Origin of the sequence: Stutzerimonas urumqiensis (genome assembly GCF_003640395.1) — a bacterium.
GTDB lineage: Bacteria > Pseudomonadota > Gammaproteobacteria > Pseudomonadales > Pseudomonadaceae > Stutzerimonas > Stutzerimonas urumqiensis.
Genome location: NZ_RBZQ01000003.1, coordinates 371,697 through 395,158 on the forward strand (window position 1 = coordinate 371,697; position 23,462 = coordinate 395,158).

24 protein-coding genes are annotated in these 23,462 nt (G+C 66.7%); 11 read left to right on the plus strand and 13 right to left on the minus strand.

Annotated elements, in window-relative coordinates:
• The first annotated feature begins 151 nt into the window (after positions 1-151).
• The 4 genes from D7325_RS07725 (at position 152) to D7325_RS07740 (ending at position 3,051) form a co-directional block, all read left to right on the plus strand.
• A complete protein-coding gene (locus tag D7325_RS07725; protein WP_120994967.1) occupies positions 152-1,162 on the plus strand; it encodes an SDR family oxidoreductase in 1,011 nt (336 codons plus the stop codon).
• Positions 1,163-1,207: 45 nt separating this feature from the next.
• On the plus strand, positions 1,208-1,882 hold the full coding sequence (locus D7325_RS07730; RefSeq protein WP_120994969.1) for a DUF2238 domain-containing protein: 675 nt from the start codon (positions 1,208-1,210) through the stop codon (positions 1,880-1,882).
• Positions 1,883-2,125: 243 nt separating this feature from the next.
• Positions 2,126-2,659 carry a lactoylglutathione lyase gene (gloA, locus tag D7325_RS07735; protein ID WP_120994970.1) on the plus strand — a complete coding sequence of 178 codons (534 nt, stop codon included), beginning with the start codon at positions 2,126-2,128 and terminating at the stop codon, positions 2,657-2,659.
• Positions 2,660-2,715: 56 nt separating this feature from the next.
• On the plus strand, positions 2,716-3,051 hold the full coding sequence (locus tag D7325_RS07740; RefSeq protein WP_120994972.1) for an EthD family reductase: 336 nt from the start codon (positions 2,716-2,718) through the stop codon (positions 3,049-3,051).
• Positions 3,052-3,116: 65 nt separating this feature from the next.
• On the opposite strand, the gene D7325_RS19050 is transcribed toward D7325_RS07740, so the two are convergent.
• The 7 genes from D7325_RS19050 to D7325_RS07775 form a co-directional block, all read right to left on the minus strand.
• Positions 3,117-3,917: a DUF6968 family protein gene (locus D7325_RS19050; RefSeq protein ID WP_162988018.1), complete on the minus strand. Its 801-nt coding sequence runs from the start codon at positions 3,915-3,917 to the stop codon at positions 3,117-3,119.
• A gap of 446 nt (positions 3,918-4,363) precedes the next feature.
• On the minus strand, positions 4,364-6,103 hold the full coding sequence (locus D7325_RS07750) for an ABC transporter substrate-binding protein (RefSeq protein WP_120994975.1): 1,740 nt from the start codon (positions 6,101-6,103) through the stop codon (positions 4,364-4,366).
• A 41-nt stretch (positions 6,104-6,144) separates the two neighbouring features.
• A complete protein-coding gene (locus D7325_RS07755; protein ID WP_120994976.1) occupies positions 6,145-6,417 on the minus strand; it encodes a DUF2160 domain-containing protein in 273 nt (90 codons plus the stop codon).
• Positions 6,418-6,427: 10 nt separating this feature from the next.
• Positions 6,428-7,228 carry a carbohydrate ABC transporter permease gene (locus D7325_RS07760; protein WP_120994978.1) on the minus strand — a complete coding sequence of 267 codons (801 nt, stop codon included), beginning with the start codon at positions 7,226-7,228 and terminating at the stop codon, positions 6,428-6,430.
• 7 nt (positions 7,229-7,235) lie between these two features.
• A complete protein-coding gene (locus tag D7325_RS07765) occupies positions 7,236-8,099 on the minus strand; it encodes a carbohydrate ABC transporter permease (RefSeq protein WP_120994979.1) in 864 nt (287 codons plus the stop codon).
• Positions 8,096-9,193: an ABC transporter ATP-binding protein gene (locus D7325_RS07770; protein WP_120994980.1), complete on the minus strand. Its 1,098-nt coding sequence runs from the start codon at positions 9,191-9,193 to the stop codon at positions 8,096-8,098. The genes D7325_RS07765 and D7325_RS07770 overlap by 4 nt, the downstream gene beginning before the upstream one ends.
• A 10-nt stretch (positions 9,194-9,203) precedes the next feature.
• Positions 9,204-10,286, minus strand: a complete 1,083-nt coding sequence (locus D7325_RS07775; RefSeq protein ID WP_120994982.1) for an ABC transporter ATP-binding protein — start codon at positions 10,284-10,286, stop codon at positions 9,204-9,206.
• Between the two features lie 256 nt (positions 10,287-10,542).
• On the opposite strand from D7325_RS07775, the gene D7325_RS07780 reads away from it, so the two are divergent.
• Together D7325_RS07780 and D7325_RS07785 are read left to right on the plus strand one after the other, a co-directional pair.
• Positions 10,543-12,438, plus strand: a complete 1,896-nt coding sequence (locus D7325_RS07780; protein ID WP_120994983.1) for a sigma-54-dependent Fis family transcriptional regulator — start codon at positions 10,543-10,545, stop codon at positions 12,436-12,438.
• 127 nt (positions 12,439-12,565) lie between these two features.
• Positions 12,566-14,524, plus strand: a complete 1,959-nt coding sequence (locus tag D7325_RS07785) for a response regulator (protein WP_245962042.1) — start codon at positions 12,566-12,568, stop codon at positions 14,522-14,524.
• Between the two features lie 25 nt (positions 14,525-14,549).
• Here D7325_RS07785 and D7325_RS07790 read toward each other — a convergent pair whose 3' ends face one another.
• Positions 14,550-15,281 (minus strand): carbonic anhydrase, encoded by a 732-nt coding sequence (locus D7325_RS07790; RefSeq protein ID WP_120994987.1) that lies wholly within the window; start codon positions 15,279-15,281, stop codon positions 14,550-14,552.
• A gap of 155 nt (positions 15,282-15,436) precedes the next feature.
• On the opposite strand from D7325_RS07790, the gene D7325_RS07795 reads away from it, so the two are divergent.
• Together D7325_RS07795 and D7325_RS07800 are read left to right on the plus strand one after the other, a co-directional pair.
• Positions 15,437-15,850, plus strand: coding sequence for a response regulator (locus D7325_RS07795; protein ID WP_120994989.1), 414 nt, complete (start codon positions 15,437-15,439; stop codon positions 15,848-15,850).
• Between the two features lie 9 nt (positions 15,851-15,859).
• Positions 15,860-16,873: a sensor histidine kinase gene (locus D7325_RS07800; RefSeq protein ID WP_120994991.1), complete on the plus strand. Its 1,014-nt coding sequence runs from the start codon at positions 15,860-15,862 to the stop codon at positions 16,871-16,873.
• A gap of 38 nt (positions 16,874-16,911) precedes the next feature.
• Here D7325_RS07800 and D7325_RS07805 read toward each other — a convergent pair whose 3' ends face one another.
• Entirely contained in the window at positions 16,912-17,493 is a 582-nt protein-coding gene (locus D7325_RS07805) for an antibiotic biosynthesis monooxygenase (protein ID WP_120994992.1), read from the minus strand.
• Positions 17,494-18,060: 567 nt separating this feature from the next.
• Here D7325_RS07805 and sugE point away from each other — a divergent pair.
• On the plus strand, positions 18,061-18,381 hold the full coding sequence (gene sugE / locus D7325_RS07810; RefSeq protein ID WP_120994993.1) for a quaternary ammonium compound efflux SMR transporter SugE: 321 nt from the start codon (positions 18,061-18,063) through the stop codon (positions 18,379-18,381).
• 87 nt (positions 18,382-18,468) lie between these two features.
• On the opposite strand, the gene D7325_RS07815 is transcribed toward sugE, so the two are convergent.
• The 4 genes from D7325_RS07815 to D7325_RS07830 all read right to left on the minus strand — a co-directional run bounded on the left by D7325_RS07815 (position 18,469) and on the right by D7325_RS07830 (position 21,970).
• The gene (locus D7325_RS07815; RefSeq protein WP_245962043.1) at positions 18,469-19,200 is read right to left on the minus strand and encodes a substrate-binding periplasmic protein; all 732 of its coding nucleotides are present in this window, start codon (positions 19,198-19,200) and stop codon (positions 18,469-18,471) included.
• Positions 19,201-19,214: 14 nt separating this feature from the next.
• Positions 19,215-20,555 (minus strand): GGDEF domain-containing protein, encoded by a 1,341-nt coding sequence (locus tag D7325_RS07820; protein WP_218565176.1) that lies wholly within the window; start codon positions 20,553-20,555, stop codon positions 19,215-19,217.
• 1 nt (position 20,556) lies between these two features.
• Positions 20,557-21,327: a substrate-binding periplasmic protein gene (locus tag D7325_RS07825; RefSeq protein ID WP_120994994.1), complete on the minus strand. Its 771-nt coding sequence runs from the start codon at positions 21,325-21,327 to the stop codon at positions 20,557-20,559.
• Positions 21,328-21,511: 184 nt separating this feature from the next.
• Positions 21,512-21,970 carry a DUF3859 domain-containing protein gene (locus D7325_RS07830; protein ID WP_120994995.1) on the minus strand — a complete coding sequence of 153 codons (459 nt, stop codon included), beginning with the start codon at positions 21,968-21,970 and terminating at the stop codon, positions 21,512-21,514.
• A 147-nt stretch (positions 21,971-22,117) separates the two neighbouring features.
• Between D7325_RS07830 and D7325_RS07835 the strand changes: the two genes are divergently transcribed.
• Complete coding sequence (locus D7325_RS07835; protein ID WP_245962044.1) at positions 22,118-22,903, plus strand: serine hydrolase domain-containing protein; 786 nt, start codon at positions 22,118-22,120, stop codon at positions 22,901-22,903.
• 135 nt (positions 22,904-23,038) lie between these two features.
• Positions 23,039-23,182, plus strand: coding sequence for a hypothetical protein (locus tag D7325_RS19265; protein ID WP_245962045.1), 144 nt, complete (start codon positions 23,039-23,041; stop codon positions 23,180-23,182).
• Positions 23,183-23,462 lie beyond the last annotated feature (280 nt).

Sequence of the window (23,462 nt, forward strand, 5' to 3'; positions counted from 1 at the left end):
CAACCCGCCCCGGCCAGGCACGCCAGTACCCGAGGCGTCCCTTGGCGCCGAGCAGGCAACCGTCGATCCCGCGCATGGAACCGCCCGCGCCCGATGCGCTTCTGATCTACACGGCACGCCCGCCCTACTCACCACCGAAAAGGAAACCGCCATGTCCGTGTCGCTTAAACCCTTGTCCGAACAGGTCATCGTCATCACCGGCGCGTCGAGCGGCATCGGCCTGGCGACCGCCCGCCTGGCCGCCGAAGCCGGTGCCCGCGTGGTCCTGGTTTCGCGTAACGAAGCGGCCCTGGCGCAGATCGAGCGCGAGCTGGACGGCGGAGGTCGGGTGATGCATGTCGTTGCGGACGTCGGCGAGCGAGCGGCGGTCGAGCGCGTGGCACAGCAGACGATCGAGCGCTTCGGCGGCTTCGACACCTGGATCAACAACGCCGGCGCGTCCGTATGGGGCCGGCTCGATCAGGTGCCCGACGAGGATCATTACCGCGTCATGCAGACCAATTTCTGGGGCACGCACTACGGCTCTACCGTCGCCCTCGCGCACCTGCGGCAGCGCGGCGGCGCGATCCTCAACGTCGGCAGCGTCGAGTCGGAGACTGCGCTGCCCTTCCATGCAAGCTACAGCGCCAGCAAGCATGCGGTGAAAGCGCTGACCGACGTGCTGCGGGTCGAAGTGCAGCAGGCCGGGCTGCCGGTTTCGGTCTCGCTGATCAGGCCATCCGGGACGGACACCCTGTTCCTCGATCACTCAAAGAACTACCTCGACAGCGCCCCCAGCCTGCCGCCGCCGGTCTACGCGCCGGAGGTGGTCGCCCGGGCGATCCTGCATGCAGCCGAACACCCGCAGCGGGACGTATACATCGGCAACGCGAACCTGTTGACCCGCGCCACGCAGCTCTTTCCACACCTGATGGACTGGGCACGCCGCACGGTGCTCTACCAGTCGCTGCAGAGCGGCCGGCCCGACGACAACCGGGAAGGCTCGCTGCACAGCGCGAACGTCGGCGCGGGCGGGTCCGGCCGGGCGAGCGGGCAGTACCCCGGTCTGGTTCTCAGCCGCAGCCTCTACACCAAGGCGGCGCAACACCCGGTCGCAACCACCGCCGCCGTGGTGCTGGGCGCGATGACGGTGCTGTCGTTGCTCGCGCGCAAACGATCCTGAACCGGCGCCGCCCGCCGGCCTCCTCCGCTCTAACCGGAGCCCTCCATGCGTCACCGCACCTTGCTCGAACGCTCGCTGATCGCGCTGCTCTGCCTGGCCATCGCCCTGTCCGCCATCTCACCGCACGACCGCCTGACCTGGGTGCTGGAGATCACCCCGGCGCTGATCCTCCTGCCGCTGCTGGTTGCCACGCATGACCGCTTTCCCTTGTCCAGCCTGCTGTATGTGCTGATCACCCTGCATGGCCTGGGCCTGATCGTCGGCGCCTACTACAGCTTCGCCCGCGTGCCGCTCGGGTTCTGGATACAGGACTGGCTCGAACTCAGCCGCAACCCCTACGACCGGCTCGGGCATTTCATGCAGGGGCTGACACCGACGCTGCTGGCGCGGGAAATTCTCATCCGCCTGCGCCTGATCAACGGACCGCGCATGCTCGCCTTTCTCTGCGCCTGCGTGGCGATGGCGGCGAGCGCCGTCTACGAGCTGATCGAATGGTGGGCCGCCCTCGCCCTCGGGCAAGGCGCCGAGCAATTCCTCGGCATGCAGGGCGATGAATGGGACACGCAGGCCGACATGTTCTGCGCCCTGCTCGGCGCGATCACCGCCCTGACGCTGTTCGCCCCCGTGCACGACCGCAGCCTGAAACGCTTCCAGCCAGCGAGCGCCGGACAGCCGACGCGGCCCGCAGCGCCCGGCCAGGTTTCGCACCGCTGCGATTGATCGTGTGGCGGCGTGCACCGGCCATTCGACGACGGAAAGCCAGCGGCTATCGCCCTGCACCTTGGCTCGTCTGCACGGTCTACCCGACACACGACAGGCGCCCGCATTCGACTTCAGGGACGCCAATAGCCGTCGTACGGCCACCCACGCCAAGGCCTGTACCCTGGGCGTCCCGCGCTGCCGCCGGGTGCGACGCGCCCTGCCGCCGCACGGCCGCCACCTTTCAAAGCCGCGGAGACACGCATGAGCTTCAACACCGAAACCCAACCCGGCGTCTGCCAGCAACCCGACGCCGTCACCCAGCAGTACGTGTTCAACCACACCATGCTGCGCGTGAAGGACCCCGAGCGCTCGCTGGACTTCTACACCCGCGTACTCGGCATGCGCCTGCTGCGTCGCCTCGATTTCGAAGAAGGCCGCTTCTCGCTCTACTTCCTCGCCATGACCGCCGGCGAACAGGTGCCGGACGACGTGGCCGAACGGCAGCGCTACACCTTCGGCCGGCAATCCGTGCTCGAACTGACCCACAACTGGGGCACCGAAAAGGACGACAGCCAGTACCACAACGGCAACGCCGACCCACGCGGCTTCGGCCATATCTGCTTCGCCGTGCCGGACGTCATCGCCGCCTGCGAGCGTTTCGAATCACTCGGCGTGCCCTTCGTCAAACGCCTCGACAAAGGCATGAAGAACGTCGCCTTCATCAGCGACCCGGACGGCTACTGGATCGAAATCGTCCAGCCCGGCCTGAACGGCGAGATGGGCCGCTCCGCCTGAGCTACGCTCTGCGCAGGCGCCCAAGCCTGCACCCCCACCCTCAAGGAATCGCCCCGATGATCAAAGTCAGCGTCATGTACCCCAACACGCCCGGCGCCCGCTTCGATCACGACTACTACCGCGACCGCCACATGCCGCTCGTCCAGGCCCGCCTGGACGCGGCGTGCCTGTACTATACCGTCGACAAGGGCCTCTCCGGCCCAACCCCCGAAGACCGCGCACCCTACGTCGCCCTGTGCCACATCCACTGCGAATCGCTGGCCGCCTTCCAATCAGCCTTCGGCCCCCACGCCGAAGAAATCGGCGCCGACATCGCCAACTACACCGACCTGACACCTATCGTGCAGATCAGCGAAGTGGTGGTTGGGGAGCCATCCGCCTCGGCAGTTTGAATCGACGCATCGAACTGGATGGCCCGATGCAAGATTGATTGCAATACGTCGGCCAATCACCGTGCTTAAGACGCTGCATCAGAGGGGTTATCGATCCTCTCGCCAAAGAACAGGACATGGGTGCCTCCTTCACGAATGGCGTCGGCTTCGCTCGCCACCCACCTCAGCGCTAACTCCAGCGCTTGGAACGAGTCGACCCCACAGACTTGCCGCTCTCGCCTGGATGCGCCTTCGGTGACGCGTACAGGGCAACGCCAGTCGAAGCCGGCGACGGTCGGCACATCCCGAACCGGGGAACCCACCTCGAACAACAGTGGTGTAGTTGTATCGCCCTGCACCAATTGCAACTCACGGGACGCAACGACCGAAGTAAATCTTGAGGGAATAAGTGGAAGATCGCTCATAGACTGGCTTATAGAAGGCTGAGCGCCATAGCGCTGGGCAAGATCATCCACCAAACCATATAAGTCTTCCACCAACCAACTAGGCCCATCATTCATATTGCAATTCATTTGAGCGATCAGCTCTAATTCGCGAGCACGATGCTGTTCTTTAGAGCAATTTTCCAGCGGGTAGTGAGAAACCTTCCACCCTTTTAGAACTGCAGCAGCAAGTACTAAATGAACAAATCGAAACCGCACATTGCGAGCTGATTGCGGCACGCCATTCCGTTTTTTAGCCGGCCGCTTGGGCCGGCCTGTGAGGGCCTTCTCCACATTGTGCCAATACGCATTCATTCGGCCCGGTGCCGAAGCCTTCCCTACATACCTAAACTCTGCCCACTCAGACTTAACCTCAATGTAATAGAGATAGTGCCGCGACAGATCAACGTTGTAAGGATTACTCCATCTGAGCAACTTAGTCATCAGCAGGCGTCCTCGCAACATTTAACAGATATGAACTACGGCAGCTTCCGGAAGCATAAAATTTCAAAAATTATGCGAAGCCTTTTTAGGGGAATGTCCAAGGCGCCACTATGACCGCAATCATTACAAGCAAAATTACCCGATCAGGTTCAGCTTAGAAAGTATTCCATCCGCACCAAGCGCGTCTATGCGGGCGGATACCGGTTCCTGAAGAATCGACAGCTTTCGAGATTGTCGCTGAAGGCTGAAGCCCGTCTCAGCGATCAGGCAAACGGCCGAAATGTTGAATAACGGGGCCGAGGCGCCGTGGGGCTAAGAGACCAGGCCCATCGACAGCAGGAACCCGGCGCCTCCGAATGCCGCGGCGGTGCGGCCGCGGTCGGGGGGCTGGCGATCGGCGGTGGGTTGCCGATCGCCAGCGGGCCGGCTTGGTGGCGGCGTGCCGGTCAGTCCACCTGTTCCCAGGATTTGATCAGCTCGTCATAGCTGACGGTCTGGCCCTGGGGTTTTTCGTTGGCGAGCTTGGGCTTCGGCGAGCCGGGCTGGTCGAGCCAGTACTGCGGGTCACGCGGCTCGTTCATCTTCGGTCCGCACTCGGAGTCGGCCTGGGCCCGTTCGAGGCGCGCGAGCATGTTGTCCTGCGCTTCGGCGAGGCCGTCGAGGGCTTCCTGCGGGGTCTTGTCGCCGCTGGCGGCTTCGGCGATGTACTGCCACCACAGCTGCGCCAGGCGCGGGTAGTCGGGCACGTTGGTGCCGGTCGGCGACCACTGCACACGGGCCGGGCTGCGGTAGAACTCGACCAGCCCGCCGAGCTTGGGCGCGATCTCGGTCATGGCGTCGGACTCGATGTCAGACTCGCGGATCGGGGTCAGGCCGACCAGCGTCTTCTTCAGCGACACCGTCTTGCTGGTGACGAACTGCGCGTACAGCCAGGCGGCCAGGCGGCGTTCTTCCGGGGTCGACTTGAGGAAGGTCCAGGAGCCGGCGTCCTGGTAGCCGAGCTTCATGCCCTCTTCCCAGTACGGGCCCTTGGGCGAGGGCGCCATGCGCCATTTGGGCGTGCCGTCTTCGTTGACCACCGGCAGGCCGGGCTTGGTCATGTCGGCGGTGAAGGCGGTGTACCAGAAGATCTGCTGGGCGATGTTGCCCTGCGCCGGGACCGGGCCGGCCTCGGAGAAGGTCATGCCCTGGGCTTCCGGCGGCGCGTACTGGCGCAGCCAGTCGACGTACTTCTGGGTGGCGTAGACCGCCGGCGGCGCGTTGGTGGCGCCGCCGCGCGACATGCTCGAGCCGACCGGCCGGCAGTTCTCCACGCGAATGCCCCACTCGTCCACCGGCAGGCCGTTGGGCAGGCCCTTGTCGCCGCCGCCGGCCATCGAGAACCAGGCGTCGGTGAAGCGCCAGCCGAGCGACGGGTCCTTCTTGCCGTAATCCATGTGGCCGTAGACGCGCTGGCCGTCGATTTCCTTGACGTGCTCGGTGAAGAACTCGGCGATGTCCTCGTAGGCGGACCAGTTCACCGGCACGCCCAGCTCGTAACCGTAGAGGTCCTTGAACTGCTTCTTCAGCTCCGGCCGCTCGAACCAGTCGGCGCGGAACCAGTAGAGGTTGGCGAACTGCTGGTCGGGCAGCTGGTAGATCTTGCCGTCCGGGCCGGTGGTGAAGGAGATGCCGATGAAATCGTCGAGGTCCAGCGTCGGCGAGGTGGCGGCCTTGCCCTCGTTCTCGATCATGTCGCTGATCGCCACCGCCTTGCCGTAGCGGAAGTGTGTGCCGATCAGGTCGGAGTCGTTGATGTAGCCGTCGTAGATGTTCTTGCCCGACTGCATCTGGGTCTGCAGCTTCTCGACCACGTCGCCTTCCTGCATCAGGTCGTGACGCAGCTTGATGCCGGTGATCTCGCTGAAGGCCTTGGCCAGCACCTTGGACTCGTATTCGTGGGTGGTGATGGTCTCGGACGCGACGTTGATTTCCATGCCGCGATAGGGCTCGGCGGCCTTGATGAACCATTTGAGTTCGTCCATCTGCTGCTCGGGCGTGAGCGTGGACGGGTTGAACTCCGACTCGATCCATTTCTTCGCCGCGTCTTCGTAGGCGTCGGCCCAGGCCGCGCCGGACAGACCCGACAACGCCAGCAGGGCAAGCAACGCCACGCCATGTCGGTTCTTGTTGTTGTTCTCGAACATAGACACCTCCTTTGGGTTTTGGGGTCGGGGTGGCACGCGGCTCAGCCCCAGCGCATCACTGCAAACAGCCACACGGCGGACAGCGCAGTCGCTATCCAGATGCTCCAGTCGGTCAGGCCTATCACCATCAGGTGCCAGTAGGCGCTGCCCAGAAGTCCGATGAACAGCCGGTCGCCGCGGGTGGTGGCGATCGGCAGGAAGCCACGCCGTGGCGCGCTCGGCGAGCGCAGCTCCCAGACGGTCATGGCGATCAGCATGAGGGCGATGACGGCGAAGAAGATCGCGGTCGGTTGGGTCCAGGCCATCCAGTTCATGTCGGTCTCCTCATACCCGGCCGAGGGCGAAGCCCTTGGCGACGTGATTGCGCACGAACCAGATCACCAGCACGCCCGGCAGGATGGTCAGCACCCCGGCGGCGGCCAGCACGCCCCAGTCGATGCCCGACGCGGACACGGTGCGGGTCATCACCGAGACGATCGGCTTGGCGTCGACCGAGGTCAGGGTGCGCGCCAGCAGCAGTTCGACCCAGCTGAACATGAAGCAGAAGAAGGCCGTCACGCCGATGCCCGAGCGAATCAGCGGCAGGAACAGGCGCAGGAAGAATTTCGGGAAGCTGTAGCCGTCGATGTAGGCAGTCTCGTCGATTTCCTTCGGCACGCCGGACATGAAGCCTTCGAGAATCCACACCGCCAGCGGCACGTTGAACAGACAGTGCGCCAGCGCCACCGCCAGGTGCGTGTCGAACAGGCCGATCGAGGAATACAGCTGGAAAAACGGCAGCAGGAACACCGCCGGCGGCGCCATGCGGTTGGTCAGCAGCCAGAAGAACAGGTGCTTGTCGCCGAGAAAGCGATAGCGCGAGAAGGCGTAGGCCGCCGGCAGCGCCACGCAGAGCGAGATCACCGTGTTCAGGCACACGTAGTACAGCGAGTTGAGGTAGCCGCTGTACCAGCTGCGATCGGTGAAGATCACCCGGTAGTTGTCCAGCGTGAACTGCTGCGGCCAGAAGGTCAGCCCGCCGAGAATCTCCGTGTTGCTCTTGAACGACATGTTCAGCAGCCAGTAGATCGGCACCAGCAGGAACAGCACATAGGCGAGCAGGACGACGAGTTTGCGTGCGTTCATGACGGCCTCAGCGGTTCTGGTCGCCGTGCGTCATGGCCGTGTAGAACAGCCAGGACACCAGCAGGATGATGAGAAAGTAGATCAGCGAGAAGGCGGCTGCCGGGCCGAGGTCGAATTGGCCGACGGCCATCTTCGTCAGCGTCTGGCTGAGGAAGGTCGTGGCATTGCCCGGGCCGCCGCCGGTGAGCACGAACGGCTCGGTGTAGATCATGAAGCTGTCCATGAAGCGCAGCATCACCGCGATCAGCAGCACGCTCTTGAGCTTGGGCAGCTGGATGTGGCGGAACACCGCCCAGCTCGAGGCGCGGTCGATGCGCGCAGCCTGGTAGTAGACGTCCGGGATGGCGCGCAGCCCCGAATAGCACAGCAGCGCGACCAGCGAGGTCCAGTGCCAGACGTCCATCACCAGCACCGTGACCCAGGCGTCCAGCGTGTCGGCGGCGTAGTTGTAGGAGAAGCCCAGCGCGTTCAGCGCCCAGCCCAGCAGGCCGATGTCGCCACGGCCGAAGATCTGCCAGATGGTGCCGACCACGTTCCACGGAATCAGCAGCGGAATGGCGAGGACGATCAGGCACAGCGAGGCCCAGCGGCCCTTGGTCGGCATCGACAGCGCGACCGCGATGCCCAGCGGAATCTCGATCGCCAGCACGCAGGCCGAGAAGATGAACTGGCGCAGCAGCGAGTCATGCAGGCGCGGGTCGGTGAGCACCTTTTCGTACCAGTCGGTGCCGACGAAGAAGCGCGTGGTCGGGTCGAAGATGTCCTGCACCGAGTAGTTGACCACCGTCATCATCGGCAGGATGGCGCTGAACGCGACCAGCGCGAACACCGGCAGCACCAGCCACCAGGCGTGGTTGTTCTGGACCTTCATGCGTGGCCCTCCACCAGGAGATCGTCGGCATAGAGCAGCGTCCACTGCGAGGGGAACGCCACGTAGGCATGTTGCTCGGGCACCCGCTGCTCCTCGGACAGGCGCGCCTTGAACAGCGTGCCGTCCAGGCGGAACGTCAGGATCTTGTAGGTGCCGAGGTCCGCCGCGTGCACCACCTCGACCGGCATCGCCCCGGCGCTCGGCTCATCGCTGACGTGCACGAATTCCGGCCGGATGCCCAGTTGCAGGCGCTTGCCGGCCAGCGCGGGGAGCGTCGCCGCCATGCCGTTGGGCAGCGGCAGGCGGGTGGCGCCGAAGCGCACGGCGTCGCCGTCGGGCTGCACGTCCACCAGGTTCATCCCCGGGCTGCCGATGAAGAAGCCGACGAAGGTGTGCCGGGGCCGCTCGAACAGCTCGCGCGGCGTGCCGAACTGGACGATCTGCCCGCCGTACATCACCGCGATCTTGTCGGCGAAGGTCGAGGCCTCCAGCTGATCGTGGGTGACGTACACCATGGTGATGTTGAACTGCTCGTGAATCTGCTTGAGCTTGCGCCGCAGCTTCCATTTCAGGTGCGGGTCGATCACCGTCAACGGCTCGTCGAAGAGGATCGCCGAGACGTCGTCGCGCACCAGCCCGCGGCCCATCGAGACCTTCTGCTTCTCGTCGGCCGTGAGGTTGCGCGCCTTCTTGTCCAGCAGCGGCTGCAGCTCCAGCACCTCGGCGATCTCGCGCACCTTGCTCGTGACCTTCGTCTCCGGCAGGCCCTGGTTGCGCAGCGGAAAGGCCAGGTTGTCGAACACCGTCATGGTGTCGTAGACGACCGGGAACTGGAAAACCTGAGCGATGTTGCGCTGCTCGGGGCTCAGGTCGTTGACCGCGCGACCGTCGAACTGCACCTCCCCCTCGGACGGGCTGAGCAGCCCGGAAATGATGTTCAGCAGGGTCGACTTGCCGCAGCCGGACGGGCCGAGCAGCGCGTAGGCACCGCCCTGCTCCCAGACGTGGTCCATCGAACGGATGGCGTAGTCCTCGGCGCCGCGCGGCGTGCGGCTGTAGCTGTGCGCCAGTCGATGCAGGCGGATTTCGGCCATGCTCGCGCCCTCAGTAGCGGCGGCTCGGCGCCTGGGCGAGACGGCCCTGGGCATCGAACGCGAAAAGTTTGTGGGTCGGGATGTACACGCGGATCGGCGAGTCCACCGGGTAGTCGTGCACGCCCTGCAGGTGCAACACGAGGCTGAAGCGACCGTTGCGCACGTGCAGGAAGGTTTCCGATCCGCTGATCTCGGCCAGCTCGACCACGCCCGAGACTTCGAGGTCGTCATCGTTGGACGGCACCAGGCCGATGTGGCTCGGGCGCACGCCGAAGCGGTAGGCGCCTTCGCCGAGGCCGGCGAGGTCGGCGTTGAGCGCGAAGTGCAGGTCGTCCTCGAGCGCCACCTCGCCGTCGGCGATGCGGCCATCGATCAGGTTGATCGGCGGCTCGGAGAACAGCTCGGCCGCCAGCACCTGCTGCGGTCGCTGGTAGACCTCGGTGGTCGGGCCGCTCTGGATCACCCGGCCTTCGTGCAGGATGGTCGCGGTGCCGCCCAGGGCCAGCGCCTCGTTGGGCTCGGTGGTGGCGTAGATGGCGATGGTGCGGCGCGTCTTGAACAGCTCGCGCATTTCCTGGCGCAGCTCTTCGCGCAGCTTGTAGTCGAGGTTCACCAGAGGCTCGTCGAACAGCACGAGGTCGGCGTCCTTGACCAGCGCGCGAGCCATCGCGGTGCGCTGCTGCTGGCCGCCCGACAGCTCCAGCGGGTAGCGCCCGAGGAAGCCCTCGATGTGCAGCATCTCGGCCGTCTCGCGCACCTTGCGCTCGATCTCGCCCTTGGCGACGCCGGCCTGGCGCAGCGGCGAGGCGATGTTGTCGAACACCGTCAGCGTCGGGTAGTTGATGAACTGCTGGTAGACCATCGACACGTTGCGCTTGCGGACCGGCACGCCGGTGACGTCGACGCCGTTCATCAAGAGCCGCCCGCGGGTGGGCTTGTCGAGGCCGGCCATCAGCCGCATCAAAGACGTCTTGCCGGACAGGGTCCGGCCGATGAGCACATTGAACGAACCCGGCTCGAAGGTCAGGCAGGCATCGTCGATGTAGACCTCGTTATCGACGACCCTGGAGACATGTTCCAGCGTGAGCGACATGACGCATCCTTCTCGTTGTTATGCCGCTCGACAATGCGCGAAACGTGCCAGCCGCCTGGCTTCTCGCTAAGCGACTGTTCTGGCTTTGGTTTTTCGAGAGGTGCGGTCTTCAGCCCGCCTGACCGACCATCGGAAATGAACAGGTGTGAACACAACTGAACGTTGACATTGAACAGGACTGAACAAGACTGTCTAAGCCCGGCACGCCTCGACGCGACCGCAGAACAAGAACAAGACACGCATACGGAAGGCACCCATGTCCGACACCGCCACGGTGAGTTCCCATGACGCGCTGATCCGCGACTCCTGGAACCGCTGCCTCGATTACGGCCTTACCCACAGCACGCCGCCGCGCTTCGACCGGCCGGGCGAGGGCGAAGTCGCCGCCCTCCTCGACAGCCAGCACCTGCTGGTCAGCACGACCCAGCGCGAAGTGCTGCCTTATTACGAGAACATCCTCGCCAATTCGAACTGCCTGATCATGCTGGCCGACAGCCAGGGGCGGCTGCTGCATTCGTGGGGCGACCGTCGTTTCATCGAGCCCGAGCGGGCCGGCGGCTTCGTGCCCGGCGCCAGCTGGCAGGAGCGCGGCATCGGCACCAATGCGATCGGCACCGTGCTGGCCAGCGGCGAGTCGGTGCACATCCAGCGCGACGAGCATTTCCTCAAGGCCAACCGCTTCATGGCCGGCTCCGCCTCGCCGCTCTACGACGCCGAGCGCCGGCTGATCGGCGTGCTCGACGTCTCCAGCGACAGCTACCTGCCACCGGCCCACACCCTGGGCATGGTCAAGGTCATGAGCCAGGCGGTAGAGAACCGGCTGATCCTCAGCCTGTTCGGCGATGACTATTTCCAGCTCACCGTCACCATCAGCCAGGACAACCTCGACAGCCAGTGGGCGGGCCTCCTGGTGTTCGACGAGGCCGGCGAGGTGGTCTCGGCCAATCGCCGTGCCGACAGCCTGCTGGGCGTGCGGCTGACGCGCATGAACCTCACCCAACTGTTCGACGTGTCGCTGATGCAATTGCTCGACCAGCCCGAAGGGCAACCCTTTGTGCTGCGCGCGGCGGGGCGTTCGCGCTTTCACGGCCTGATCACCCGACCGCGCCGGCCGCGCGTGCAGGCGCGCGACTTCCGCCTGCCGCCGAGCGCACCGGCGGCCCGGCCGGTATCGCCCGAGCGCGAAGGCGGCACGCTGGACTTGCGCGCGATCGACCTCGGCGACCCGCGCGTGCACAAGGCGCTGCGCCAGGCCGAGCGCATGCTCGACCGCGACATTCCGATCCTCGTGCACGGCGAGACCGGGGTCGGCAAGGAGGTGCTGGTCAAGGCGCTGCACCGGGCGAGTACGCGCGCCGAGCGGCCGCTGGTGGCGGTCAATTGCGCGGCGATCCCGGCCGAGCTGGTCGAGGCGGAGCTCTTCGGCTACGAAAAAGGCGCGTTCACCGGCGCCAACCCGAAGGGCAGCCTGGGCCTGATCCGCAAGGCGGACGGCGGCATCCTGTTCCTCGACGAGATCGGCGACATGCCGCCCGGCGTGCAGGCGCGACTCTTGCGCGTGTTGCAGGAGCGGCGGGTCCGGCCGCTGGGCAGCAGCGAGTCGTACCCGGTCGACATTCATTTGATCTCGGCGACCAACCGCTCGCTGCGCGCCGACGTCGAGGCCGGCCGTTTCCGGCGCGACCTCTATTACCGGATCGCCGGGCTGCCGATCAGCCTGCCGCCGCTGCGCGAGCGGACCGACAAGGCGGCGCTGTTCCAGCGCGTGCTGGCGATGCACCGCGAACCGCACCAGCCCGACGGGCTCGACGACGAGGTGCTGGCGCTGTTCGAGCGCCATCCCTGGCCCGGCAACCTGCGCCAGCTCGCCAGCGTGATTCAGGTCGCGCTGGTGCTCGCCGATGACGAGCCGATCCGGCCCGAGCACCTGCCCGACGACTTCTTCGCCGACCTCGCGCTGGGCGGCGAGCAGCGCGCGGCGGATCACGGCTGCGCGCCGGTCACCGACCTGGTGCGGCTGGCCGGGGACCTGCCGGCGCAGCTGGCGGCCTGCGGCGGCAACATTTCGCACCTGGCGCGGCAGCTCGGGGTCAGCCGCAACACGCTGTACAAGCGCCTGCGCGAACAGGGGCTGCACAACGGCAACGCCTGAACCGGGCATGCGTCGCATATCCGGCACGCGACGCCCGGCGCGTCGAACTTGGCGCGATGCGGGGTATCGGAGATAGCGAGACCGTACGATGATCGGCGGTCGTAAGCTGGCGGACCGCTACCCAGGCATGCTCACGATCACTCGCAATTCCTCCCTGCTGGCGGACATGGCGCGCCGGCTCCCGGATTATCGGCGCATCCCGCTCGCGTCCCGCCTCGTCGGCGCGACGGCCGTCGTGGCGATCGCCGCCCTGGCGCGCCTGGCCTTCCCGGTGATGGGGCTGCCCTACCTGATGTTCATCCCGGTGCTGATGGCGGTCGGCTTCATGCTCGGCTTCTGGCCGGGGTTGTTCGCCACGGTGCTGGCGACCCTCGCGGCGTGCTACCTGTTCGTCGGCGAGCCCTTCAGCTTCCTGCTCACCGCCGAGCAGTGGACGGCCGGCGGGCTGTTCCTGGTGGTGACCGGCGGCATCGTGGCGCTATGCGCCGCGCTGCGACGCAGCCTGGGCCAGCTGCACAAGGTCGCCAGCAGCCTGGAACAGCGGATCGAGGAGCGCACCCGCGAACGCGACCAGATCTGGCAGGCCTCGCCCGATCTCTTGTGCACGCGCAGGCCGGACGGCCATTTCGTCAGCCTCAACCCGGCGTGGGTGCGCGTGCTCGGCTGGAGCAAGGACGACTTGCGCCGCCAGCCCTTCCACCATTTCGTCCACCCCGATGACCGCGACGCCACCCTCGCCGCCTTCCGCTCGTTGCAGGAGGGCGAAGTCGTGCAGGGGTTCGAGAACCGCCTGTCCCATCGGGACGGCAGCTACCGCTGGCTGTCCTGGAACAGCGTGCGTCGCGGCGAGCTCATCTATTCCACGGTGCGCGACGTTAGCGCTATCAAGGAGCAGGCCGAGGCCCTGCGCCAGGCCGAGGGGCTGCTGCGCCACAGTCAGAAGATGGAGGCCGTCGGCCAGCTCACCGGCGGCCTGGCGCATGACTTCAACAACCTGCTGACCGGCATCACCGGCAGCCTGGAGCTGGTGCAGACGCGCCTCGGGCAAGGGCGCGTCGAGGACGTCGATCGCTACCTCAACACCGCGCTGACCGCCGCCACCCGTGCCGCCGCGCTGACGCACCGGCTGCTGGCGTTCTCCCGCCGACAGACCCTGGACCCGCGCCCGGTGGATGCGAACACGCTGATCACCGACATGCTCGACCTGGTCGAACGCACGGTCGGTCCGTCGATCCTGTTGCGCACGGCGCTGTCTCCTGATCTGTGGGCGACCCGCTGCGATTTCCATCAGCTGGAAAGCTCGCTGCTCAACCTCTGCATCAATGCCCGCGACGCCATGCCCGATGGCGGCGAGCTGACGATCACCAGCGCCAACCTCCAGCTCGACGAGGCAGCGGCCAAGCGGGCGGTGCTCATGCCGGGCGAATACGTGGAAATCGCCGTCGCCGATACCGGCACCGGCATGACCGCCGAAGTGGCGGCGCGGGCCTTCGATCCGTTCTTCACGACCAAGCCGATGGGCCTGGGCACCGGGCTCGGGCTGTCGATGATCTACGGGTTCGCCCAGCAGTCGGAGGGCCAGGCCCTGATCGAATCGCAGCCCGGCAAGGGAACCCGCGTGCGCATTTTGCTGCCGCGCCACCTCGGCCCGGTCGAACCTCAGGGCGAGGCCGGGCAGGCCGGCGAGCGACGCGCCAGCGCCGGCCACCGGGTGCTGGTGGTCGACGACGAACCCCTGATCCGCATGCTCATCCTCGATGTCCTCGGCGAGCTGGGCTACGAAGCACTTGAAGCCGCCGATGGCGCTGGTGCACTGAAAGTCCTGCGCTCCGACGCGCCGATCGATCTGCTGATTTCCGACGTCGGCCTGCCGGGCGGCATGAACGGCCGCCAGCTGGCCGATGCCGCACGCGAGCTGCGTCCGGGGCTCAAGGTGCTGTTCATCACCGGCTATGCCGAAAGCATGGCCGTCGGCAACCACGCGCTGGCGCCGGACATGCACCTGATGATCAAGCCCTTCCCGATGGATGCGCTCGCCGCCCGGATCGAGGCGATCGTCGATGAACCGGCGCGCCCGGATGCGTGAACATCCGCCTGCGTGCCGGCGCCGTTCATTGCAGGGGAATGCGCGCGTTGAGCGGTTGCAGCGGCCGGTTGTTCGGGTGGCCGATGGCCGCGCGCAGCGCTTCGATCTGTCCCGCCGAGGCCGAGACCGGCTCCTTGAGCACCAGCCAGCGCACGCCCTCGGTGCAGGGCGGCGTGGTCAGCGAGCCGTTGAAGCGGTAGTACTCCAGCCCCTCGGGCAGCAGCGCAGTGGCGTCGACGGCCGGGGTGATGGGCTTGGTTTTCCCCGGGTCCGGCAGGGCGGCGACCAGCGGCGCGAGCGCCGCGCTGTCCCGGCCTTCCTCAAACATCACCGCGACCACGGCGAGGCGGCCATCGGGGTCGGCGTGCACCAGATGGCCCTCGAGCGGAAAGCTGCGGCCCTGGACGTGGTTTTCGCTCGGCACGTGGAAATGGAACTGGATGAGTTCGAAGCGCCGGCCGTCAAGGGTCAGGTAGCTGCCCGGCTCGTACGCGGCCTGGATCACGTGGCCGGTGTTGGCGAGTTGGCTGGCCAACGTGTTGTAGCTCAGGTTCAGCGGTTCGAGGTCGGCTTCGAGCATGCCTTCGAGGTTGATCGGCGACTGGTTCTTGCCGGCGCAGGCCGCGAATTCGGGGGTCAGTCGGGCCCAGTTCTCGGGACCTTCATCGCCCGCGTAGGTCCAATGGACGCCCGGCGTCGCGGCGAATGCGCCGCTACTGCCGAGCACCGCGACGAGGCATAGTGCTTTGTTGTTCATGTCACCTCCGGGATGGTTGGCAACGCCCGAAGACCGGGCGTGTATGATCGCCGGCCGTTTTGCCGGATGACGGCGACCTTCCCGTTCGACCGCGAGCGGGCCGATTGCCGCGATCCGCTCGTCGATACCCTTCCACCACCCACTCAAGGCCCCTGATGCGCATCCTCCTCGTCGAAGACGACCCCATCCTCGCGCTGACCGCCGCCGCGGTGCTCGAAGAAGGCGCCCATCAGGTAGTCGGCCCGGCCCATGGCGTGACGCAGGCACTCGAGCTGGCCAGCGCCAGTGCTGTCGACCTCGCGCTGGTGGATATCAACCTGGCCGGGCGCGACGAGGGCATCGAGCTGGCGCGGCGCCTGCGCGCCGAGTACGGCATCGTCTCGGTGTTTGTCAGCGGCCAGCGGCAGGTGGCCGAAGACAACCGCGACGCCGCCCTCGGCCTGCTCGGCAAGCCGTTCAGGCTCGACGACCTGCTGCGCACGATCGACGTCGCCCGGGCCCTCATCGACGGCCTGGCAGTACCGCCGCCACCCGCTACGCTTGAACTGTTCGTCAAATCGCCCCGCTAAGGACCCCGCATGCAATCGCCTGAACGGCCCGCACCGTACGCCGACATCCGGATGGGAGAGGCCGAGTTCCGCGAGCTCGCCGACAATGCCCCGGTCATGATCTGGCGCTCACGCCCGGACAAGCTCTGCGACTGGTTCAACAAGCCCTGGGAGGACTTCGTCGGCCGCAGCCAGGAACAGCTGTTCGGCTATGGCTGGGCCGAGGACGTGCACCCCGACGACTTCGATCGCTGCGTGGCGACCTACACCGCCGCGTTCGATGCGCGCGAACGCTTCACCATGCCGTACCGGCTGCGGCGTCGCGATGGCGTGTACCGCTGGTTCCTGGACAACGGGGCGCCCTTCTACCGCAACGGCGAATTCGCCGGTTACTTCGGCAGCTGCGTGGACATCACCGAGCAGCGCGAATTGGAGGATCACCAGCGCGTGCTGCTGGCGGAGCTGAACCATCGGGTCAAGAACAACCTCCAGCTCATCCTCTCGTTCCTGCAGCTGTCGAAGGCCCGCGCGCAGGGCGATGAGGCGCGCGAGCTGCTGCAGACGGCCATCTCGCGCATCCAGGGCGTCGGCGCGGTGCAGGACCAGCTGCACCGCAACACCGGCGGCCAGGTCGATCTGGGCAGCTACCTGCCGACGCTCGCGCGTACCGTACTCGACGCCGAAGGACGCACCGACATGACGCTCGTCGCGCAGACGCAATCGGTGGCGGTGTCGTTCCAGATGGCCTCGGATCTCGGGCTGATCGTCAACGAGCTCATCACCAACATCGTCAAGCACGGCGGCGGCGATAGGGTGCAGCTGGAGGTCGGACGGGATGATGACGGCCGCGCGCGGCTGGTCGTGCGCGACAGCGGGGCTGGCTTTGCGCCGGCGCTGCTGAACGAGCCCGCCCCAGGCAAGGGCCTGCGCGGGCTCGGGCTGGTTTCAGCATTGGCGGGCCGGTGCGGCGCCCAGCTCATCCGCGAGAATCGCGACGGTGCGTGCGTGACGCTGCGCTTCACCCCGGACCTCGAGCGGAACTGATCGCCGATCCGGCGCGGTAACCAGACGCCGCGCCTCCCTCAGCGCAGCGACGAACGCCCCGCCGCGGTGCGATCGACCCGCGGGCGGGCACTCGGCTGACGCGCCAGCCAGGGCGCCAGCAAGCGCGTCGACAGCGGAATGAACAGGTAGCTCATCAGCGGCGTCAGCACCAGCGTGCTGACCAGCACCGCCGCCAGCAGGGGCAGGCGGTCGAGCGATTCGCCCAGCAGCGCGTTGAAGGTCAGCGACACCGGAAAGAACGCCAGCCAGATCGCCACGCTCTGCTTCCAGCGCGGCGGTCGCCAGTCCGCCGGGCCGAACCATCCGTCGATGCCGCTGACGCGATGTTCGTGCGGATGCGCGAACAGGTCCTGGCCACGCTCCAGCCAGGCTCGCCGCGAGGCCGAGTGCTCCCAGGCGGCGAGGGTCTGCTCGTCGCTGAAGCGAAAGATCATCTGGTATTCGTCATCGCCCGCAGGCGGTGCCAGCACGCCCGAGCCGAGGTAGCCGGGGAAGTCGGTGGCCAGTTGTTCGCCCTCGTGCAGCCAGGCGAGAAAGTCGTGGTAGCGCCCATTGCGCACGCGGCGCGCCACCAGCAGGGTGACCGGTTCGGTAGACATCGTGTATCTCCAGACAGACCGTCGGCCCGGATAGGGCATTCGGCAAACGTCGTGCGGGGTAGTGCACGGCGGTAGTTGTCACGCAGGGATCGCTCCGTCGGCATGCCGACGGCGTCCAGGGCCGAACCCTCGTCCGGCCCGCGAGGCGGATAGCCCCGAGCGCGGCGCGCAGGCTGACGCAAGCGCCGGGCGCACGCAAGAGGGCATCGTGCGAAAACGAGCGGATCACGCCGGGCGGTCGGCTCGCGAACACCGGCCTGTTTGCCGCGATCCAGACTGAAGAGCTGCACGGCTGCTCGTTGCGCCGGGGTATTGCCGGGCAGCGCGTGACTGCCATGCAGGCCGACACGGCAATGCATGGCCGGGTGTGCCGCATCGGTCGGGCGGCCGGGCGTGCCGGGTTGGGCTCCGTTTTTACACCCGCACCGGCAAGGGCCTCGGGCTTGTACCCGAAGGCATGACGGCTAGAATGCTCGGCGCTGCGAACGGCCGGTTCGCACCGCACCGGGGACGACCCCGCGGCGTATCTCTTTGCGGGGACGGCCCTGCCTTGCATGGAGTCATGCCATGAGCTGGTTGTATCTCGTCCTCGCGGGCCTGCTTGAAATCGTCTGGGCCATCGGCCTCAAGTACACCGAAGGCTTCTCTCGCCTGGTGCCCTCGCTCGTCACCCTCGCCGCCATGGTCGGCAGCTTCTACCTGCTGAGCGCCGCCTTGCGCACGCTGCCGATCGGCACGGCGTACGGCGTGTGGGTCGGCATCGGCACCGTGGGCACCGCCATTGCCGGGGTCGTGCTGTTCCACGAGACGGTGACGCCGCTGAAGCTGGTCAGCATCATCCTGGTGGTCGCCGGCATCGCCGGACTGAAACTCTCGACCGCGGCGTAGACCCGCAGGGCGGACTCAGGCGCGCAGCGAACAATCCGCCGAGGTTGCCGGCATGCAAGAAAACGCACGGCTAAACGGCGCGCCGCTTCATGGCTCGGTGGCCATCGTCCGCTCGACCATCCCCTCGGCCTGGAGGTGCTCGAACGCGGCGCGGGTGCGCAGCACGGTGGCTTCGTCGGTCTGACGGCTGTACGCCATGTACAGGCGGGTCGGCACGCTGGGCGCGGCAACCTTCTCCAGTCGCGCGGGATCGATGCCGTGCTCGGCACAGAGCGTGCGAATGTCGTGCTCGGGCATCGGGACGAGGTCGACCTGGCCATTGATCAGCTGGCGAAAGTTGTCGCTGTTGTGCGCCGACACCACCAGCTTGGTGAAGCCATGCGCCTTGAGATAGGCATGCCGAACGTCATCGCGCAGCACGCCGATGCGGTACTGGCGCGCGTCGTCCAGCTCCGCGACTTCGATATCCCGGCGCTCGCGCAGTTTGTAGAGGTGATAGTCGATGCGCATGATCTCGCCGACCCACTCGAACAGCATCTCGCGCTCGGGCGTGCGCGCGATCAGGTAGATCAACACGCCCGGTTCGCTCAACGCCAGGCGATAGGCCCGCGCCCAGGGGTAGATGGCGATGCGATCGTCCGGGAGCCCGGCACGCCGCAGGGTCGCCCGCACGACTTCGGTGGCGGAGCCGACCACTTGGCCGTTCTCTTGGTAGCTGTAGGCGGTCTCCTCGGTGACCACGCGCACGTCGTCCGCCCGGGCGGCGCTGCCGAGCAGACCGAGCGACAGTGCAATCCAGGCGATGGGACGGATGATCATCGGGGGCCTCGCAATCAGTCGGCGATGCGGTTGCGGCCCTGCGACTTGGCCCGATACAGGGCCTCGTCGGCGCGGTGCAGCAACAGGTCGAAATGGTCGATGGCCTCGGCGTCGAACTCCGCGAGGCCGATGCTCAGCGTGACGTGCGGGGAAATAGGCGAGCCGCTGTGGGCCAGCGCACGCTCGGCGAACCGCTGCTGCACCCGTTCGGCCGAGCGACGGGCCGCGGCGGCATCGGAGCCGGGCAGCAGCACCACGAATTCCTCGCCACCGAGACGGGCGACCACCTCGCCGGCGCGGGCGAAGACGCCGCTCAGGGTTTCGGCGATGACGCGCAGGCACTGGTCGCCCTGCGCATGCCCGTAGGTATCGTTGTAGCGCTTGAAGAAGTCGACGTCGCACATCAGCACCGTGAGCGGCTGGCCAAGCCGCGCCGCACGGCGAAACTCGACGTCCTTGAGCTCGTCGAAGGCGCGCCGGTTGGCTAGGCCGGTCAGCGGATCGCTGCGGCTGAGTTCTTCCAGGCGTGCGTTGGCCTCGCTCAGCTCGGCGGTCCGCTCCGCGACCAGCTCGGCCAGACGGTCGCGGTGCGCGGCGAGGTCCAGCTCGGCCTGGTGCTGTCGGGCCAGGTAACTGGATAGCTTGTCCTGCAGGCCGTTGACGCCGACCTCCAGCAGGCTCAGCTCGTCATGCCGATCGGGCGAGCGGCCCAGCCGCAGGCGGCGTCCGAGCGTGTCCGGCGAGAGCTGCGCCAGGTGACGGGCGATGCGGCGCACATGCACCGTGACCGTCACATGGAACAGCCACATGATCAGGCCCGCCAGCAGCAGCGACTGGATCGCCTGGGTCACCACGATGCTGGTCATCTCGTCGAACAGCCGACGCCAGAGCAGCCGTTCGTTGCCTTCCAGCGTCAGGGTGCCGAGGGTTTCCAGCTCGCCGGCATAGGGCTCGTAGCCCAACGGCCGCTGCAGCGACGGCGCCAACCGGGCGCCGCCACGCGCCTCGCGCTCGCGCGCCCTCACCTCGGGTGGCCGCCCCGCGCGGATGATCTGCAACTCGACGCGGCCGACCGGCGCGGCCTGCACCAGGCTGTCGAGCTGGCTGTTCAGGGCGCTGTCATCCAGTTCCCAGATCGCCTTGGACAGCGTGCTGCTGAACACCTGGTCGATCAGCGCGAGCTCGGCGTTCATCTCCTCCAGCGTATCGTTCCAGGCCGACCAGGTGCGCACACCCACCGTCAGCAGCGTGAAGAGCAGGCAGAACCCGAGCGTCGCCAGCACCAGCCGCCGCCCGAGCGAGCGGCTCCCGCGCGCGGAATCGACCGCGCCCGATGCTGGCCCGGCGGCGTTCACGCTATTGCCACCTGCGCATGATCGCGTCGTAGCGACCGTCGGCCCGCACGCGCTCGAGCGCTTCGCTCACGCGACGCACCAGCGCATCGTCGGTCTGGCGGCTGAAGGCCATTCCCAGGGAGTTCTTCAGCCCGCCAAGGTCGATCGCCAGTTGCGGCACGGCCCGCTGTGCCGGATCACCGCTGCCCTGGCGAACCAGCCAGTGGGCGTTCAGCTCGTTGGAAATCCACAGCTGGACACGGCCTTCCTTGAGCTTGGCGTAGTTGTGCTCGTACTTGTTGCTCGATTGCAGGTTCTTGCCAATGACGAAGCCCTGGGCGACCAGGTACTGCTCGCCGACGTCGTCTTTGACGGTTGCGATCTGGTACTGGCGGGCGTCGTCGAGCGTCCTGATGTCGTAGTGGGTGCCCGGCATCGAGTACAGGTGCATCTTCATCTCGGCGAACGGGCCGACCCACTTGAACAGATCCTCGCGCTGCGGCGTGCGGGCGATGGAGTAGATCAGCACATTCTCGGCATTGAGCGCCATGTCGTAGGCGCGCGCCCAGGGCATCGACCGGATCGTCGCCTGCACGCCAGCCTCGGCGAGCACGGCCTCGACCACCTCGGTCGACATGCCGGTGACCTTTCCATCGATGGTCATGTTGTAGGGCGGGAGCTCTTCGGTGACCACGGTGATCACCGGCTGCGCAGTCGTCGGCGCTGCGGTTGCTTGCAGGCAGGTCAACAGGAGCAGGCAGACACCGAGGCGGCGGAACAGCGTGTACGCCATGACGAAGCGACCTTTCGGGCAATGCCCGCAATTGCGTGGACGATGGCAATCGCCGGGTGCTACCCGTCGCGACTGCTCTGGCAATCCACGTTTTCGGCCGCGGGCGACGCAACTTCAGCGCAACGTCACCTTTTTCAAGCAGCAAATCGTTCCGGCCGACGGAAGGCCCGCCAGCCGGAGTGCTTCAACGCACCTGGAAGCGCTGCTCGGCGAGCTTGCGATCGCCCTGGAAGACCAGGAAATGCCATTCGCCGGGCACCACTTCATGGTGCTCGGTGAATTCGAATGCCATGACATCCTGCGGCGCGCCCGGCACCAGCGCCTGGGTCACCTCGAACCGGTCATGCCGCTCGCCGTCCGGGCTCACCACGCCGGGCGTGAGGTACAGGAGCGTGAGTGGCGTGTCGTCCGCCCGCTTGCCCTCGAGACTGAAGCGCAGTCCGAACTTGGTGCCGAGTTTCGCGGGCACGTCTTCGGTGGGAATGATGCGCTGATCGCTACGGCTGAGCACCCGCTCGCCCGGCTGCGGGTCTTTGAGCTGGCTCTCGAACACACCCGCCTCGACCGGGCCGACGACCCGAACGTCGGCGGCGGCCAGGCCAGACGACAGCAGTAGGGACACAAGGATGAGAAAACGGGGCATGGCGGCCTCCAGGTTGGAAAGCCGCGAGGCTATGACATGCCGATGACAGTCGCGTGACGTTCGCACCAGGCGTGGCGCCGGTGGCGCGGCACGTCTGGCCGGGGTTGGCGGTCAAACCTCATCATCCACGACCACACGGCCACTGCCATGCTCCGGACTCACCGCCGCCGTCGTCCCGTGACTGGAGGTTCGCTGGCCGCCATCGGTCTGATGCTGCTGGCTCTTCTTGGTCCGCCGCCACAGGCGGCTACCGATCTGAACACCCTCCTCGATCAGGCTGAACAGCTCAGGCCGCTGCAGACCGTCATCGTCGCGCAGGGGGGCCGAATCGTCGCCGAGCGTGGCTACCGCGGGCACGCCACCACCGAGCCGACGAACATCAAGTCCGCCTCCAAGACGGTGGTGTCGGCGCTGGTCGGCATCGCCATCGACAAGGGCGTGCTCGAAGGCACCGACCAACGGGTGGCCGAGCTGCTCGAATCCGACCTGCCGGCCAGCCCCGATCCGCGCCTGAGGCAGCTCACGGTGGGTCACCTGCTGTCGATGCAAGCGGGCCTGGGCCCGACCTCCGGTCGCCACTACGGCGCCTGGGTGGCGAGCCGCAACTGGGTCCGGGCAGCACTGGCACGGCCCTTCGAGGACGAGCCGGGTGGCTCGATGATTTACTCCACCGGCTCGACCCATCTGCTGTCGGCGATTCTCACCCGCACGACGGGCCAATCGACCCTGCAACTGGCGCGTCGATGGCTCGGCCCGCTGGAGGGCTTCGACATCACCGCCTGGACGCGCGGTCCGCAAGGCATCTACCTGGGCGGCAACCAGATGGCCATGACACCACGTTCGCTCCTCGCATTCGGCGAGCTGTACCGCCGAGGCGGCGTCACCGCATCCGGCGAGCGCGTGCTGTCCGAGGACTGGATCGAAGCGTCCTGAACACCGCGCACACGCTCGCGCTACACCGGGCACGGCTATGGCTACGGCTGGTTCATCACCGCGCTGCAAGGCGAGCCGGTGCGGTATGGCTGGGGCTATGGCGGGCAGATGGTTTACGTATTGCCTGGGCTCGACATGACCGTGGTCATGACATCCGACCCCCAGCAACCTTCCGGCGGGGTGTCAGGCCACCGCGATGCGCTGCACCGGCTGCTTGGCGACATCATCACGGCCGTTCGTGCCGATCGGTCGGCCAAGCTGGATCCGGCCGAAAGCTGAGTTGAGGTACGGGCAGCTGGCCAGCCGAACGTGGGTGTGTCTGCCGCGACGGCGCCGTCAGGGGGCTGCCGCTCGAGGTAGCTTACGAAGGCCGTGAGCACTTGGCGTGTCGGCCCGCCAGCGTGTCTTTCTCCTCGCCGCATCGACTTGCCTCAACCCCAAAGCTACGGACCTGAAAGCAGCCGGTCCCTTCGCAGCCAAGCGGGCGGACTCGCCTATCCGCCCGCTTGCTCCGGTGCATCGAAGCGTCACAAAGCCTCGCTAGGGTCGAACAGGCCTG

Coding starts and splice junctions, on each gene's coding strand:
- D7325_RS07775 (WP_120994982.1), bottom strand. CDS start 10,286: ATGTCGCTCACGCTGGAACATGTCTCCAGGGTCGTCGATAACGAGGTC.
- D7325_RS07750 (WP_120994975.1), bottom strand. CDS start 6,103: ATGTTCGAGAACAACAACAAGAACCGACATGGCGTGGCGTTGCTTGCC.
- D7325_RS07790 (WP_120994987.1), bottom strand. CDS start 15,281: ATGAACAACAAAGCACTATGCCTCGTCGCGGTGCTCGGCAGTAGCGGC.
- D7325_RS07805 (WP_120994992.1), bottom strand. CDS start 17,493: ATGTCTACCGAACCGGTCACCCTGCTGGTGGCGCGCCGCGTGCGCAAT.
- D7325_RS07815 (WP_245962043.1), bottom strand. CDS start 19,200: ATGATCATCCGTCCCATCGCCTGGATTGCACTGTCGCTCGGTCTGCTC.
- D7325_RS07795 (WP_120994989.1), top strand. CDS start 15,437: ATGCGCATCCTCCTCGTCGAAGACGACCCCATCCTCGCGCTGACCGCC.
- D7325_RS07760 (WP_120994978.1), bottom strand. CDS start 7,228: ATGAACGCACGCAAACTCGTCGTCCTGCTCGCCTATGTGCTGTTCCTG.
- D7325_RS07740 (WP_120994972.1), top strand. CDS start 2,716: ATGATCAAAGTCAGCGTCATGTACCCCAACACGCCCGGCGCCCGCTTC.
- D7325_RS07825 (WP_120994994.1), bottom strand. CDS start 21,327: ATGGCGTACACGCTGTTCCGCCGCCTCGGTGTCTGCCTGCTCCTGTTG.
- sugE (WP_120994993.1), top strand. CDS start 18,061: ATGAGCTGGTTGTATCTCGTCCTCGCGGGCCTGCTTGAAATCGTCTGG.
- D7325_RS07780 (WP_120994983.1), top strand. CDS start 10,543: ATGTCCGACACCGCCACGGTGAGTTCCCATGACGCGCTGATCCGCGAC.
- D7325_RS07725 (WP_120994967.1), top strand. CDS start 152: ATGTCCGTGTCGCTTAAACCCTTGTCCGAACAGGTCATCGTCATCACC.
- D7325_RS07765 (WP_120994979.1), bottom strand. CDS start 8,099: ATGAAGGTCCAGAACAACCACGCCTGGTGGCTGGTGCTGCCGGTGTTC.
- D7325_RS19050 (WP_162988018.1), bottom strand. CDS start 3,917: ATGACTAAGTTGCTCAGATGGAGTAATCCTTACAACGTTGATCTGTCG.
- D7325_RS19265 (WP_245962045.1), top strand. CDS start 23,039: ATGACCGTGGTCATGACATCCGACCCCCAGCAACCTTCCGGCGGGGTG.
- D7325_RS07730 (WP_120994969.1), top strand. CDS start 1,208: ATGCGTCACCGCACCTTGCTCGAACGCTCGCTGATCGCGCTGCTCTGC.
- D7325_RS07830 (WP_120994995.1), bottom strand. CDS start 21,970: ATGCCCCGTTTTCTCATCCTTGTGTCCCTACTGCTGTCGTCTGGCCTG.
- gloA (WP_120994970.1), top strand. CDS start 2,126: ATGAGCTTCAACACCGAAACCCAACCCGGCGTCTGCCAGCAACCCGAC.
- D7325_RS07835 (WP_245962044.1), top strand. CDS start 22,118: ATGCTCCGGACTCACCGCCGCCGTCGTCCCGTGACTGGAGGTTCGCTG.
- D7325_RS07755 (WP_120994976.1), bottom strand. CDS start 6,417: ATGAACTGGATGGCCTGGACCCAACCGACCGCGATCTTCTTCGCCGTC.
- D7325_RS07800 (WP_120994991.1), top strand. CDS start 15,860: ATGCAATCGCCTGAACGGCCCGCACCGTACGCCGACATCCGGATGGGA.
- D7325_RS07785 (WP_245962042.1), top strand. CDS start 12,566: ATGCTCACGATCACTCGCAATTCCTCCCTGCTGGCGGACATGGCGCGC.
- D7325_RS07770 (WP_120994980.1), bottom strand. CDS start 9,193: ATGGCCGAAATCCGCCTGCATCGACTGGCGCACAGCTACAGCCGCACG.